At 37.3% G+C, this 14186-nt stretch carries 16 protein-coding genes and 1 tRNA gene; 11 read left to right on the forward strand and 6 right to left on the reverse strand.

Going from position 1 to position 14186, the window contains the following annotated elements; genetic code table 11:
- The 3 genes from ACFRAE_RS11465 to prmC all read right to left on the reverse strand — a co-directional run.
- Window positions 1–185, reverse strand: a 185-nt coding sequence (locus tag ACFRAE_RS11465; protein WP_422797296.1) for an Arm DNA-binding domain-containing protein, incomplete at its 3' end; no start/stop codon positions are given.
- A 218-nt stretch (window positions 186–403) separates the two neighbouring features.
- Window positions 404–476 (reverse strand) — tRNA-Lys (locus tag ACFRAE_RS11470).
- A 132-nt stretch (window positions 477–608) separates the two neighbouring features.
- Window positions 609–1472, reverse strand: coding sequence for a peptide chain release factor N(5)-glutamine methyltransferase (prmC, locus tag ACFRAE_RS11475; protein ID WP_422797297.1), 864 nt, complete (start codon window positions 1470–1472; stop codon window positions 609–611).
- A 64-nt stretch (window positions 1473–1536) separates the two neighbouring features.
- Between prmC and ribD the strand changes: the two genes are divergently transcribed.
- Together ribD and ACFRAE_RS11485 are read left to right on the forward strand one after the other, a co-directional pair.
- A complete protein-coding gene (ribD, locus tag ACFRAE_RS11480; protein WP_422797298.1) occupies window positions 1537–2586 on the forward strand; it encodes a bifunctional diaminohydroxyphosphoribosylaminopyrimidine deaminase/5-amino-6-(5-phosphoribosylamino)uracil reductase RibD in 1050 nt (349 codons plus the stop codon).
- A gap of 44 nt (window positions 2587–2630) precedes the next feature.
- Entirely contained in the window at window positions 2631–3914 is a 1284-nt protein-coding gene (locus tag ACFRAE_RS11485; protein WP_422797299.1) for a DUF2851 family protein, read from the forward strand.
- On the opposite strand, the gene ACFRAE_RS11490 is transcribed toward ACFRAE_RS11485, so the two are convergent.
- Window positions 3915–4565 (reverse strand): ankyrin repeat domain-containing protein, encoded by a 651-nt coding sequence (locus tag ACFRAE_RS11490; protein WP_422797300.1) that lies wholly within the window; start codon window positions 4563–4565, stop codon window positions 3915–3917.
- A 592-nt stretch (window positions 4566–5157) separates the two neighbouring features.
- Between ACFRAE_RS11490 and ACFRAE_RS11495 the strand changes: the two genes are divergently transcribed.
- From ACFRAE_RS11495 to ACFRAE_RS11535, 9 genes are all read left to right on the forward strand, one after another.
- A complete protein-coding gene (locus tag ACFRAE_RS11495; protein WP_422797301.1) occupies window positions 5158–5724 on the forward strand; it encodes a UbiX family flavin prenyltransferase in 567 nt (188 codons plus the stop codon).
- Window positions 5725–5934: 210 nt separating this feature from the next.
- Window positions 5935–7200, forward strand: coding sequence for a dihydroorotase (locus ACFRAE_RS11500; RefSeq protein WP_422797302.1), 1266 nt, complete (start codon window positions 5935–5937; stop codon window positions 7198–7200).
- A 3-nt stretch (window positions 7201–7203) separates the two neighbouring features.
- Window positions 7204–7872 (forward strand): hypothetical protein, encoded by a 669-nt coding sequence (locus tag ACFRAE_RS11505; protein WP_422797303.1) that lies wholly within the window; start codon window positions 7204–7206, stop codon window positions 7870–7872.
- Between the two features lie 3 nt (window positions 7873–7875).
- Window positions 7876–8505 carry a DUF4199 domain-containing protein gene (locus tag ACFRAE_RS11510; protein WP_422797304.1) on the forward strand — a complete coding sequence of 210 codons (630 nt, stop codon included), beginning with the start codon at window positions 7876–7878 and terminating at the stop codon, window positions 8503–8505.
- A gap of 66 nt (window positions 8506–8571) precedes the next feature.
- Complete coding sequence (locus ACFRAE_RS11515) at window positions 8572–9522, forward strand: glycosyltransferase family 2 protein (RefSeq protein ID WP_422797305.1); 951 nt, start codon at window positions 8572–8574, stop codon at window positions 9520–9522.
- A 3-nt stretch (window positions 9523–9525) separates the two neighbouring features.
- Window positions 9526–10539: a glycosyltransferase gene (locus ACFRAE_RS11520; protein ID WP_422797306.1), complete on the forward strand. Its 1014-nt coding sequence runs from the start codon at window positions 9526–9528 to the stop codon at window positions 10537–10539.
- A gap of 36 nt (window positions 10540–10575) precedes the next feature.
- Window positions 10576–10848 carry a hypothetical protein gene (locus tag ACFRAE_RS11525; RefSeq protein ID WP_422797307.1) on the forward strand — a complete coding sequence of 91 codons (273 nt, stop codon included), beginning with the start codon at window positions 10576–10578 and terminating at the stop codon, window positions 10846–10848.
- Entirely contained in the window at window positions 10845–11609 is a 765-nt protein-coding gene (locus ACFRAE_RS11530; protein ID WP_422797308.1) for an MBL fold metallo-hydrolase, read from the forward strand. The genes ACFRAE_RS11525 and ACFRAE_RS11530 overlap by 4 nt, the downstream gene beginning before the upstream one ends.
- 104 nt (window positions 11610–11713) lie before the next feature.
- The gene (locus ACFRAE_RS11535; protein ID WP_422797309.1) at window positions 11714–11866 is read left to right on the forward strand and encodes a lmo0937 family membrane protein; all 153 of its coding nucleotides are present in this window, start codon (window positions 11714–11716) and stop codon (window positions 11864–11866) included.
- Here the strand turns inward: ACFRAE_RS11535 and ispD are convergent.
- A complete protein-coding gene (gene ispD / locus ACFRAE_RS11540) occupies window positions 11863–12558 on the reverse strand; it encodes a 2-C-methyl-D-erythritol 4-phosphate cytidylyltransferase (RefSeq protein ID WP_422797310.1) in 696 nt (231 codons plus the stop codon). The two genes, ACFRAE_RS11535 and ispD, sit on opposite strands and share 4 nt — an antisense overlap.
- A 541-nt stretch (window positions 12559–13099) precedes the next feature.
- On the reverse strand, window positions 13100–14149 hold the full coding sequence (queA, locus tag ACFRAE_RS11545; protein ID WP_422797311.1) for a tRNA preQ1(34) S-adenosylmethionine ribosyltransferase-isomerase QueA: 1050 nt from the start codon (window positions 14147–14149) through the stop codon (window positions 13100–13102).
- Between the last annotated feature and the right edge of the window lie 37 nt (window positions 14150–14186).

The raw sequence follows: 14186 nt of genomic DNA on the forward strand, positions 1-14186 counted from the left end.
AAGCAGCCATATACACGCTTTGTTTTGCTGTTCCAATTTTTTGCAGGAATTTTCTTTCCAATGGAAAATTCTGACTCTGAAGAATCAACCGTAATACGGCAAATAATGGGTGCTGAACCTGTTTCATCTGCTTTGGATTTTCTGTGCCAAAAAAGGACAGTTAATTTTTGATTGTTTTTCATCATTTTTAAGTTATTTTGAATAATAAAAAAGATGTTCTTACACACTGAATTACAGTGGATTAACACAAAAAGTACTGCCCTAATTTAGTGATTTAAAAAGGGCACCACTTTGGGCACCACTTTTTATGATTTGGAATGACCTATTCTGATTTACAAATCTGCGCTGAGAGCGTTTAAAGCGATATTATAAACAAAAAAGGCGCTATTTCTAGCGCCTTTTGTGATCCCGCTGGGATTCGAACCCAGGACCCATACATTAAAAGTGTATTGCTCTACCAGCTGAGCTACGGAATCTTTTAATTCTTTTTGAGAACTACTTCCTTGTTTGAAGTGATGCAAAGGTAGAAAAATACCCCATACACTCCAAATATTTTAAGGTAATTTTTCCTTCAAACAAAATAAGTGCTTAATATTCAGTTTGAAAAATTACAGCATTAAATCCCATGCTTTGATCATTCTTGCGGCATGATTGATATCTTGAATCACTTCGACATGTTGAAAACCCTTTTTGAGCAATAGTACTTTCGTTTCTTCCGCCAGGTACTGATTCACTTCAAAATATAAAATCCCATTCCGTTTAAGTTGCTGTTGAGCGAAGCTGCTGATCACATCATAAAAGAGTAGGGGATGCTCATCCTCTACGAACAAGGCGCTATCAGGTTCAAAGTCCAAAACGTTACGATGCATATTCAATTTTTCCTGCTGCGTAATATAAGGAGGATTACTTACGATCACATCAAATTGTTCATTCCATAAGGTTAAGTCCCATTCCAATATGTCCAAGCAGCGAAACTCCACATCTGCCCCCAAGCTTTTAGCATTGTCTTTTGCTACGGCAATTGCATCAGCAGAAATATCCACTGCGATCAGCTGACTGTGCGCGAGATGTTTTTTTAAACTAATTGCGATACAGCCAGATCCGGTCCCAATATCGATCAGTTTTAAAGGAATTTTGGTCGAGTGTTGTTTCAAAATTAAATCCACCAGTTCTTCCGTTTCAGGACGTGGTATCAGGGTATGTTCATTCACTCGAAAATCCATCCCATAGAAAGGTGCTTTGCCTAAGATATGCTGAATTGGCTTTCCTTGGGTCAGTTCCTGCAATGCTTCCAGCATTATTTTCAGCTGTGGTTCCAATATATGCTCGTGTAGCCTTAACGGAATCTGTATTTTCGGAATTTGCAGATATTCCAAGCAAAGCAACTGAAATAGTTGTCTAATTTCTTCCTCATCATAACTTGAAGATAATTGATCCTTAAATGCCGAACGAAGATTAGCGAGCGTTTCCATACTACAAACCTACGAAAAACAGGAGAATCTCCATTTTCTAATGAATATTTGATAGTTTTGCACTATGAACAAGGATCAATTGATGATGCAGCGCTGCTTAGATTTGGCGGTATTAGGGGCAGGGAAAACCAGTCCAAACCCCATGGTTGGTGCAGTTATTGTTTATCAAGATCGCATTGTTGGAGAAGGGTATACCGCTCCCTATGGAGGTCCGCATGCCGAGGTGAATGCCATTCAAGAAGTAATCGCTAAGTTCCCAGGACAAGAAGCACAGATTTTTCGCGATAGTACCCTGTATGTATCCTTAGAGCCCTGTGCACATTTTGGTAAAACCCCACCCTGTGCAGACTTAATCGTTTCGAAAAGATTCAAGCGAGTAGTAATCGCTTGTCAAGATCCCTATGCAAAAGTCAATGGTCTAGGCATACAGAAAATTAAAGATTCCGGCATAGAGGTGTCAGTAGGAGTGTTAGAAGACGAAGCAAAGTGGCTTAATCGTAGGTTTTTTACACGTGTTGCCCTTAGTAGGCCCTACGTTATTTTAAAATGGGCAGAGACAGCCAATGGTCTATTTGCGCCCCTAGATGGAACTCAACGATGGATTAGTTCCCCCGCTAGTAAACAATTAGTGCATCAATGGCGAACCCAAGAAGATGCGATTTTAGTGGGAAGGAATACAGCCAAAATAGATAATCCCAGCTTAACAGCACGGGAGTGGGAGGGAAAACAACCCAAACGAATTTTGATTGATCGGGATTTAGACCTTTCTTTAGAAGCGAAGCTATATGATGATGCCGCGGAAACCATTATTTTTAATGCAAAGAAAACCGATTGGAATGGACATTTAAAATTTATTGAATTGGAAAACTTTGATTGGTACCTTCCGCAACAAATTTTATATCAATTATACCTCATGGATATTCAGTCCCTAATTATCGAAGGAGGAGCAAAAACCTTACAACTCTTTATAGATGCGGGGCTATGGGATGAGGCTCGGATTTTTATAGCTCCAGTGAATTGGGAAGAAGGGATGCCTGCTCCTCAATGGAAGGGCACGTTACTTTCAGAAACGAAAGTAGCCTCTGATACATTAAGAATTATTCAAAATAGTTAATCTAAAGTTAATTTACACTTTTAGTTAAGATAGTATATTTAGGGATGCGTGTCCCCGAAGAATTAATTCATTGCATTTGGCAGCATCGATTGTATGCCAGCTCCACACTTACCTGTCAACATGGCCAACAACTAGCGGTCATTTCTCCCGGACAATACCATCAAGATGCAGGTCCTGATTTTCTTTTTGCACACATTCAAATGGATGGCCAGGCATGGCATGGACATGTTGAGATACATGTGTTATCTAGTGATTGGCAAATCCACCATCACGAACAAGATCCTGCCTACAATTCTGTGATTCTGCATGTGGTTTGGAAAGATAATGGCAGTTGTTATGCTGCGGATGGAGCAGAAATCCCAACCTTGGAACTTTCAAAATATGTAAATCATGAATTGCTGCGCAAAGCGCATGAATTACTTAATAATAGCCATTGGATCCCCTGTGCTTACCAACTTAAGAATGTACCCATTTACATCAAAGTGCAAGCAATGCAACGGATGGCTATTGAGCGATTGGAAATACGGTATGAGCAAATTTTGGATTGGTTAAAACAAGGTCGAGGCGATTGGGAACGTGTGACCCTGATGTTATTGGCTTCCAGTTTTGGTATGCGTGTGAATAAAGCTTCCATGATCGATCTAAGTCAAATCATTTCCTTGAAACTAATCCAAAAATTAAAACATCAACCCTTGACTATTACGTCCCTCTTTTTCGGACAAGCTGGGTTTTTAACGGCTATGGATTTGGCAGATCCTTATGTCAAAAAACTGAAAATAGCATATGAGTATTTAAAGCGCTGCTACCAGTTGAAAGAAATGTCGCTCTTTCAGTGGAAGTTTTTACGTATGCGGCCTGGTAATTTTCCCACATTTAAATTAGCCCAACTTTGTGGAATGTATATGCATCAAAGCCAATGGTTTTCGACAATTGTTGAGGCTAAAGAACTAACAGCTATTTTTGAAGTATTACAACAGGTGCATGTTCATTCCTATTGGGAGACACATTATCATTTTTTAAAAATTAGTAAAGGACATGAAACGCAAATCAGTTCAAGCTTAGAGCAGGCTTTAGCGATCAATTGTTTTGCGCCTTTACGATTTGCGTACGCGAAGCATAGGGGAGATCTTGAAGGAATGGCTATAGCAATCCAATGGTTGGAAGCCATTGCGATGGAAGAGAATGTAATTAGCAAGAGGTTTCGAAAAGCGGGTATGCCTTGTTATAGTGCGCTAGAAAGCCAAGGCTTGTTGCAATTGAGGGCAATGTATTGTGAGCCTAAAAAGTGTTTACAATGCCCTATTGGCTTATCAATCTTAAAGCGATAGCTAAGCTTTTAATATGGTTGCAATTTCGTGAAATCCTTTTTCTGCCGCTAGATCAGAAGCTGTTTGTCCCAAATCATTTCGAACTTGGATGTCGGCACCGTGCTCCAAAAGTACAATAATCAAATCTACATTTCCTAGCTGCGCGGCTAAGTGCAATGGACTAATGTTGGAATGTTGCAACACATTGACTTCAGCTCCTGCCTCGAGTAGCATTTTCACAATGAGGTCATGTTGATTCCCTAATGCAGCGTGAATGGGGAAAACATGATAACCATTTTGTGATGAAGCATTTGGATTAGCACCTAGACGCAATAGTATACGAACAATTTCTTCTTTTCCAAAATGGGCAGCTATTCCCAAAGGGTAAAATCCATGGGACGAGATTTCATGGATTACCTCTGGTTTCTGATCCAACATTAGCTGAACTTGTTCCAGTAAACCTGCAGCACATGCTTCATGAATTGTAATGGTGCTTATGTATTTGAGGATAACCTGAATGATCTGGTTTTTTTGATAATAACAGGCAAGTAATAAAGGCGAAATATCGTGGCTGGTGTTTTCCTTCGTTAAATTCGGCTGCCTACTCAACAATAAATCCAGGTCTTGGTAATTTCCGGTCTCAATATATTCTTCCAATTCAGATAAACTCATGTTCGGGATGTTTTGTTACGAAATAAAGAAAAAAAAGTTAATTTTATATTTCCAGAACTCAAAATGTGGAAAAATACCCCAATATCAGCTGCTTATCTCAAAAGAAAATTAAGCAAATAATAAATGTCTCTATAACACTTTTTTTTAACGTTAACGAATACTATTTAATTTTTGTAGCTATTCGTCTACAAAATGTTAAATAGAATTATATTTATTATAAATATTTTACATTAATAATTACTTTTGTAATGCCCTCCCCAAGGGCATGTTTTTCATAGGTAGATGTAGGGTCGAATAAATCTTATTCGACCCTTTTTTATGGCCTTTTATTAGCATTATTAACATTATAGGTTTAAGAGACGGCCACTTTATTTTCTTGCTATAAGGCTGTTTATGGCTATTGTTTACTTACAAAAAGCTATTTTGTAGCTAACTGTTAATTTAATTTCTTGAGGATATGTTGTTGTTTCTTAATTGAAATGTTCGTGTCAGCGGAAGAATTTCATCTTAAAGCGCCTTCACAATATTCTGAATTAAGTCATAATAATGACATCAGCCTGTTTAATTCCAGAGTATTTTCTAGTTTTGCTATATGTTGAAGAAGAAAAAGTTGGTCGTTGCCATTACTGGAGCATCAGGTTCCATATATGCTAAAGTGTTATTGGATAAATTAGTGCTCTTGTCGGATCAAATCGATGAAGTAGGTCTGGTGATGTCGGATAATGCGAAGGATGTTTGGAAATTCGAATTAGGAAATGATCAATATCAACAATATCCTTTTAAGGTGTATCAAAAGCACGATTTCATGGCTCCCTTCGCATCGGGATCTGCCAATTTTGATAGCATGATTGTCGTTCCATGCTCCATGGGAGCACTAGCACGTATGGCCCATGGGATTTCTTCCGATTTAACAAGTCGAGCAGCCGATGTCATTTTAAAGGAACGTAGAAAATTAATCTTAATCTGCAGAGAAACTCCACTTAGTTTAATCCATATCCAAAATATGCAACTCATCACGCAAGCAGGGGCTATTGTTTGCCCGGCTTCCCCTTCTTTCTACAGTAAACCAAGCAGTTTTGAAGAACTTGCTGCCACGGTGGTCGATCGGGTATTGGAAATTGCGGGCTTTAATTTAAAAACTTACCGCTGGGGAGAATAGATTTTATTGTTTTTTATAAAAGGGTATGCAAAGGATTTTGTACTTTTGTTTTTTAATGAAACAGCTGTATATATCCTCACATCAGGTTATTGGGCAATTGGAGCAGATCCTAGCGAATGCTCATTCAACAAATTATCCGTTGAACCATGCTGTTATTCCATTTTTAATTTCTACTAGTTCACTTTACCTATTTGATTTTCAACGAATTTCATGGCAACACTAATCATCACTTCTGCAACCCTAATTTCCTCTTCACATCCTTTGCATTTATCCAAAGTGGATGTGCTTATAAAAAATGGGAAAATTGAGCAATTGGCAAATCACATCCCTGTGGATCCTAAAGTTCAACATATGGATGGAACGGATTGTTATCTTTCCGCTGGTTTCTTTGATTTGAATGTCAATCTAGGAGAACCAGGATATGAAACTAAAGAGGATATTAGCACTGGTACAGCCGCTGCCGCAGCAGGTGGGTTTACGGCGGTTGCGGTACATCCCAACACCAATCCACCAATACATTCTCGTGCCGAAGTGGCTTTAATCGTCAATACTGCAAAAGGTAATTTGGTCGATGTGTATCCTATTGGGGCGGTTAGTAAGAAACGGGAAGGACATGAGCTGGCAGAGCTTTATGATATGAAACAAACTGGCGCACTTGCATTTAGCGATGGTAACCACAGTATTCAACAAGCGGGTTTAATGGGACGTGCCTTATTGTACGCCAAAGGTTTCAACGGCTTAATCATGACATTAGCTGAAGATGAGTCTGTTGCTGGCGGAAATCAAATGAATGAAGGAGTCGTGAGTACGTATTTAGGGATGAAAGGAAAACCGAATTTAGCCGAATCTATTATGGTGTCCCGGGATTTATTTCTTGCTGAATACAACGAATCTAGCATTCACTTCAGCACCATATCCACAGAAGAATCGGTAGACTTAATTAAAAAAGCAAAAGCAAAAGGAATACAAGTAAGTTGTGATGTGGCTGCCCATAATTTATATTACACCGATGATGCGGTAACTTCATTTGATAGCCATTATAAAGTGAACCCTCCCTTGCGCACTAAAAAGGATGTTAAAGCCTTATTGAAAGGCTTGAAAGATGGTGTCATCGATGCTATAGTTTCGCAGCATACCCCCCATGAAATTGAATATAAAAATGTCGAGTTCCAAATAGCAAAAAACGGAATCATTGCTTCACAAACGGTACTTCCCTTATTGTTAAAAGCAGGCCTTTCGCCTGAACTTATTGTCGAGAAGTTAGCCGTAGGACCTAGAAAAATTGTTAATCTGCCTATTCCAAGTATGGAAGAGGGTGAGCAGGCTAATTTAGTGCTTTTTAATCCGCATAAAAAATGGCTGTTCAATGCACAATCCAACCGGTCAAAATCTTCAAATTCCCCGTTATTTAATCAAGAACTTACTGGACAAGTAGTTCTAAGTATCAATAATAATCAAGTCATTTTTAATAAATAAACTATGGATGCTAAAGTAAAAAGTGCATTAGACGCGAGTTTGAACGCGTATGCTGCTAATGAAAATATAGACGCTGCCTTAATTCAACAATCCTTATACCGTATTTTTGATGCAGACGATACATTCATGGGCAAAGTAGCTCAATTGGATGGATTGTTTGATGATCATCAACGTTTTGAAGAATTAAGAGAACATTATTTCGACCTATTAATGATCAACTTCTTTGCAGAAGATGTTCAGAAATTAGAAGAAGATTATTTGGATTCTGAAGAATGGGAAGCTATTGAGGAAGAAACCATCGATCGTGGGTCTGAACTATTGAATGTGTTATTATATTTAAGGGAGTGTTCGGATGATGAGGTTGAACCTTCATTAGATGATTTCTTAAAGGAATTTTTATTGGTGGAAGAGGATGAATTTCAAGATGAGTATGAAATTTATGAGGTAGTTATTGCAAATCAATTATTGATGGAAAGTAACTATGCGCAAATTGCTCAAGTTGCTAATGGTTTAACTGAAAAAGATGAATTACAAGAACTGTTTTATCCCTTGATGTCCTTTTTCTTAGAACCTCAACCAAAACAAGATCAGTTGACTGAATATTCCAATTCGGCAGCAAATAAATCCTTATCTTTGGCTCTTTACCAGTTAATTGTTCATTTTAATAACTAATCTATGAGTTTGGAAAATAATGAAACTCCAAATATATTGAAGAAAACCATTATCTATGGTGTTCTTTTGGGTGTTTTCTCCTTGATTACTTCTGTAATTTCGTTATACATTACCAAAACTGCGACAGGATTAATTACCTCAGCCATTCTAGCAGGAGTGATTAATTATGTGTTGTTTATTGCAGTGGCGGTGTTTTTTACCATCGCATTACGTAAAGCTATTGGTGGATACTGGTCTTTTTCAACGGCCTTGAAAACTATATTTATCATGTTTGCTATCAATACAGTCATTAGTACCTTAGGTACGATGATGGTGAATCAAATGATGCCAACATTGCAAGAAGAGTCTATTGATAATACGTTGAATTTAACCATCGAATTATTGGAGTCTACAGGTGTAAGTGATGAACAAATTGATGCTAAAATTGCTGAGATTGAACAACAAAAAGAGGATTTGGCAAACTTGACTATTGGGCAACAAATTAAAGGATTAATGGTGTATTTTCTATTGTATTTTGTCGTTGCTTTAATATTTGCAGCTATCTTTAAAAAGGAAAAACCTATTTTTTACAAAGTTCCTGCTTCAAACCCTGCTTTTCCCGAGGATGATAATCAAATATCTCCAAATTCTTAAGCTTAATCATTAAAGATATAATAAAAGGTATCAGTTAAAATTGATACCTTTGTTTTTTTATTAATTATGGATATTTCAGTCGTTATACCTTTATACAATGAGGAAGAATCGCTTCCCGAATTATGTACATGGATAACTCGTGTAATGGATGCCAATCAATTTACTTACGAAATCATACTTGTCGATGATGGAAGTAAGGATTCATCCTGGAAAGTGATTCAATCTTTAAAAACGCAAAACGAACATATTTCTGGTATTCGATTTAGACGAAATTACGGTAAATCTGCCGCATTAAATGTAGGATTTGCTGCTGCGCAGGGGGATGTTGTCATTACCATGGATGCAGATTTACAAGACAGTCCAGATGAAATCCCTGAATTATTTGACCGTATTAAGCATCAAAATGCAGATTTAGTTTCCGGTTGGAAAAAGAAACGGTATGACCCATTATCGAAAACTATTCCGACCAAACTGTTTAATTCCGTCACTCGGAAAATGTCGGGAATTGATAACCTTCATGATTTCAACTGTGGATTAAAAGCCTATAAAAAGGATGTAGTGAAAAGTGTCGAAGTCTATGGCGAAATGCACCGTTATATCCCTGTTTTAGCCAAATGGGCGGGGTTTAACAATATTCAAGAACAGGTTGTTCAGCATTTCCCTCGAAAATATGGCACTACTAAATTTGGTCCGGGTCGTTTTGTTAAAGGCTTTTTAGATTTAATGTCTATCTTTTTTGTTGGAAAATTTGCGAAAAGACCGATGCATTTCTTTGGCCCATTAGGGGTATTGAGTTTTTTGCTTGGGTTCTTTATTACACTTTACCTCATTTTTGATAAACTGATGAGTATCGCTAACGGTACAGCGTATAGAAATGTAACCGATCAACCTTTATTTTTCCTATCATTAGTTGCTATTGTCATTGGATTTCAGTTGTTTCTAACTGGATTTGTGGCGGAATTAGTGTCTAGAAATGGAACAGATAGAAATAAATATCATATTGATCAGGTGATTTAAGGTATGTTTTTTTCGATAATTATTCCTTTATATAATAGACCAGTAGAGATCAAGGAGTTGTTAGACTCTATGTTGATGCAAACCTATCGGAATTTTGAAATCATCATTGTAGAGGATGGTTCGTCCCTATCTGCCGAATCTATTGTAGCGAATTACCAAGATCAGTTGGATGTGCATTATTATTATAAAGCGAATGAGGGGCAAGGCTTTGCGCGGAATTATGGTTTTGAACGTGCGAAAGGTGATTTTTTCATCGTGTTTGACTCAGATATTATTGTACCGGCTGATTATCTGGTAAAAGTACAGCAAGGCTTAACCTTAAATCAGTTGGATGCATTTGGTGGTCCAGATGCAGCACATGAATCTTTTACGGATATTCAAAAAGCTATTTCTTATTCCATGACGAGTCCTTTTACCACAGGGGGGATCCGAGGTAATAAGAAGCATATTGGTCAATTTCATCCCCGAAGTTTTAATATGGGGATTTCTCGAAATGTGTGGAACGAAACACAAGGCTTCAAACTTTCTCGTCGTTCCGAAGATATGGAATTTAGCATACGGATGATTAATCAAGGATTTAAGGTAGGTTTACTCAACGAAGCTTTTGTGTATCATAAACGAAGGACGAGCTTCATGCAATTTTTCAAACAAACGTATAATTTTGGTAAAGGTAGGATTGATATATACCAACGCTATCCTAAGGAATTAAAGGCTGTGCATGCATTACCAAGTGTTTTTGTCCTTGGTTTAACCTGCTTGTTGATACTCTTACTTGTCAATGGCCTAACTGCTGGTCAATTACCCTTTATTTCTGGGTTAACTAGCTTGGGTACACTAGCAATTGGATTATACATAGGCCTATTATTTATTCATGCATTAGGGAAAACAAATCGTCTAAAGGTTGCTGGCTTAGCATTAGTTGCCGCTTTTACTCAATTGATTGCTTATGGAACAGGCTTTATCGTTCAGTACATCAGCAGTTGTATTTTACATAAAAATGCTCATTCACTTGTTTAATAACTTTGCCTTCATTAAATTGGTAGGAAATACAGTATGATTGCGTTAACACAAACTAGTTTAGATAAATTAGAAGTGATATTCAAAGATTTAGGGTATCGCTTACGGTTTGAAAAAGGATCTTTTCGTACAGGAGCATGCACATTGCAGGATTCCAAAGTTATCGTTATCAATAAGTTTTCAACAGTGGATATGAAGGTGCAATCGTTAATTCAGATCCTTCAAACCTTGCCTGTTGATGAAACGCTAATTTCAGAGAAATTACGTTCATTTTATCAACAAATAAAACAAATAAAATTATCAATTTGAAAGTAACATTTCTAGGTACAGGTACATCACAGGGTGTTCCGGTTATTGCCTGCCATTGTCCCGTTTGCACATCCACAGATGTCAAAGACAATCGCCTTCGTTCAGCAGTATTACTGGAATACAATGGCTATTCGGTCGTGATCGATACTGGTCCTGATTTTCGCTATCAAATGTTACGTCAACAAGTCAATAGATTAGACGCAGTCTTGATGACCCATTCGCACAAGGATCATGTGGCTGGCCTGGATGATGTGCGCGCATTTAACTATCAACAGCAACAATCCATCCCGATTTATTCGACCAAGGCAACTCATGAGGCATTAAGAAAAGAATTTTATTATGCCTTTTCCGAACATAAATATCCAGGGATTCCACAATTGGAACTGGAAGAGGTATTCCCAGGAATACCATTTGAACTGTACGATCAACAGATCTTACCGATTGAAGTAATGCATTATAAAATGCCTGTATTAGGCTTTCGGATTGGAGACTTCGCTTATATTACGGATGCCAAAACAATCTCCGAAGCGTCTATGAAGGCGCTGGAAGGTGTGCAAGTTTTAGTATTAAATGCCTTGCAAAAAGAACCCCATATTTCCCATCTCACCATGGATGAAGCGATTGAAGTTGCGCAACAAGTTGCTGCCAAACAAACTTACTTCACCCATATCAGCCATCGTTTTGGTCTGCATCAGGATATCCAATCTTGGCTTCCAAAAGATATTTTTTTAGCTTATGATCAGCTAGTTATCGAAATTTAATAAAATTATTTGGCGATTTAAAACAATTTTTAGGCTGATTTGTTGAACATTTTAGAATCAACAGGTTAATAATTAATAATTGTTAAATTAAAATTTTATCTATTATGGGAAATATGCTGTATTTGATCGCTGTAATTTTAGTAATAATTTGGGCAATCAGTTTCTTTGGAGGCTTCGCGACAGGTGGTATAATCCATATTTTGTTGGTAATAGCCATCATTGTCGTATTGTTAAGAATTATCCGAGGAAATGCTTAACTAAATTTATTAAATAAATAATGAGCAATAATTAAATCTTCTTCGTAGGTGATTTTAAGGTTATGGTTTTCACCCGGGATAAGATGGATAATATTGCTCATTTTTTCTACCACGGATGCATCATCCGTAAATAAGAGGTCTTCTTCCTGCTGATAGGCTTCCATCAGCAATTCTCCTAAAAATGTTTGTGGAGTTTGTACCTGCCAGACCTGATTTCGGTCGATGGCTCGGCTATTATGTTGATCTCCAATTCGAATGGAATTGCTGCTCGCTACGGCGGGAATAACTGCAGGTCTCGAACTGTCGCAGGTTGAATAAAGTTGATCGATCAATTGACTTGTTATTAATGGACGTGCCGCATCATGCACCGCAATTTTCGTGTCTTTGGTTATTTTAAACTGTTCTTGTATATATATTAATGCATTTTTCACACTTTGAAACCTGCTGGAACCTCCTACACAGCTATAATGCTCCAGTTCAAACTGGTGTTTTTGACACAATTCATCCCAAAGAGCTTCCATGCCTTTAGCAAGTACCACAATAATTTTTGGATGTATTTGACTAGTTGAAAATTTCAAAATAGTCTGCATCAGGATGGGTTTATCTGCTAATAGCTGGTATTGCTTTGGTAAATCCCCTCCTAAACGAGTGCCAGTTCCTGCAGCGACTATAATGACGAAATGTTGGTTCATAGGCATGGGCGATTTGCGCTAAGCGGTATGTAAAAGTGGATATTTCATTGATTGGCTAAAAATAAGGATTATTTCCTTGTGTTGGAATCTCCTTGTTGAATTTATCCTTTGTACTTTGGAAAAACTATTAAGAGGCTTTGTCTTTATTCCTTTCATGCAATTTTAAGGTTGATTTGTGTAGTTCAACAGGCATTTTAGGCTTTTATTCGTTCTGTAGGATTTCCTCTTCAGGCAGCTACTCGGCTGCTCTTTTCTTCGGATCTTGTTCGGATCTCGTTTGCATTTGGCTAGGAAATCATTTGAAAATTACCGAACAATATCCAAAGGAGTCTCGTTCGAGTTCCATAGGAAAATAATCCATACAGAAATAGCTGATTAAATAAATTGAACGTGTACTACGCTATTTCATGAATTCGATAAATGGAGAAGAAAATTAATAGGAAGCATAGTATGTCTTTTGGAAAGGGAGGGTTTATTGCCTAAAAAAAACAGGTTTGTATTTTATGTAAATACAAACCTGCTTATCCTATTTTGGAATTCCTTATATAATTAACATGGCATCACCATAGCTATAGAAACGGTATTTTTCTTTAACCGCAATTTCATAGGCATTCATGGTGTTTTCATAACCAGCAAACGCAGCAATCATTACTAATAAGGTAGATTGTGGGGTGTGGAAATTCGTTATCATGGAATTTGCAATGCTGAAATCGTAAGGAGGATAAATAAATTTACTCGTCCAATCGTTTGCTGCTTTTAAATGCTTATCTGCAGAAACGGAAGATTCTATAGCACGCATAGACGTTGTACCTACTGCACATATTTTTCTTTTCGAATCTATACCTTTATTGACAACACGAGCGGCTTCTTCTGAAATAATAAACTGCTCGGAATCCATTTTATGTTTTGTTAAATCTTCTACTTCGACTGTACGGAAAGTTCCTAAGCCTACATGTAAGGTAACTTCAGCAAAATCTACTCCTTTTAATTCAAGGCGTTTCATTAATTCTCTAGAGAAATGCAAGCCTGCAGTAGGAGCAGCAACTGCACCTTCATTTTTAGCATAAATTGTTTGGTAGCGGAATTTGTCTTCTGGAGTAGCTTTTCTTTTGATGTATTTTGGAAGTGGAGTTTCACCTAATATTTCGATGTTTTTGCGAAATTCTTCATCAGTACCATCAAATAGGAAACGAATAGTACGTCCACGAGAGGTGGTATTGTCAACAACTTCAGCAACTAATAAATCATCATCACCGAAATATAATTTATTTCCTACACGAATTTTACGAGCTGGATCTACTAATACATCCCATAAGCGTAATTCTTTGTTTAATTCTCTTAACAAGAAAACTTCGATCGTAGCACCAGTTTTTTCTTTATTTCCGTACATACGGGCAGGAAATACTTTGGTGTTATTCAGAATCATGACATCTTTATCATCAAAATAATCCAGTACGTCCTTAAAAATTTTATGTTCTATTTTACCAGTTTCACGATGTAATACCATCAAACGTGATTCATCTCTTTGTTCAGAAGGTTCAGATGCTAGTAATGATTCAGGAAGATTGAAGTTGAATTGTGATAATTTCATATTATAAACATGATGTTATATTCCCTCTAGCCTTACT

Source organism: Sphingobacterium sp. HJSM2_6 (assembly GCF_049316305.1).
Lineage (GTDB): Bacteria > Bacteroidota > Bacteroidia > Sphingobacteriales > Sphingobacteriaceae > Sphingobacterium.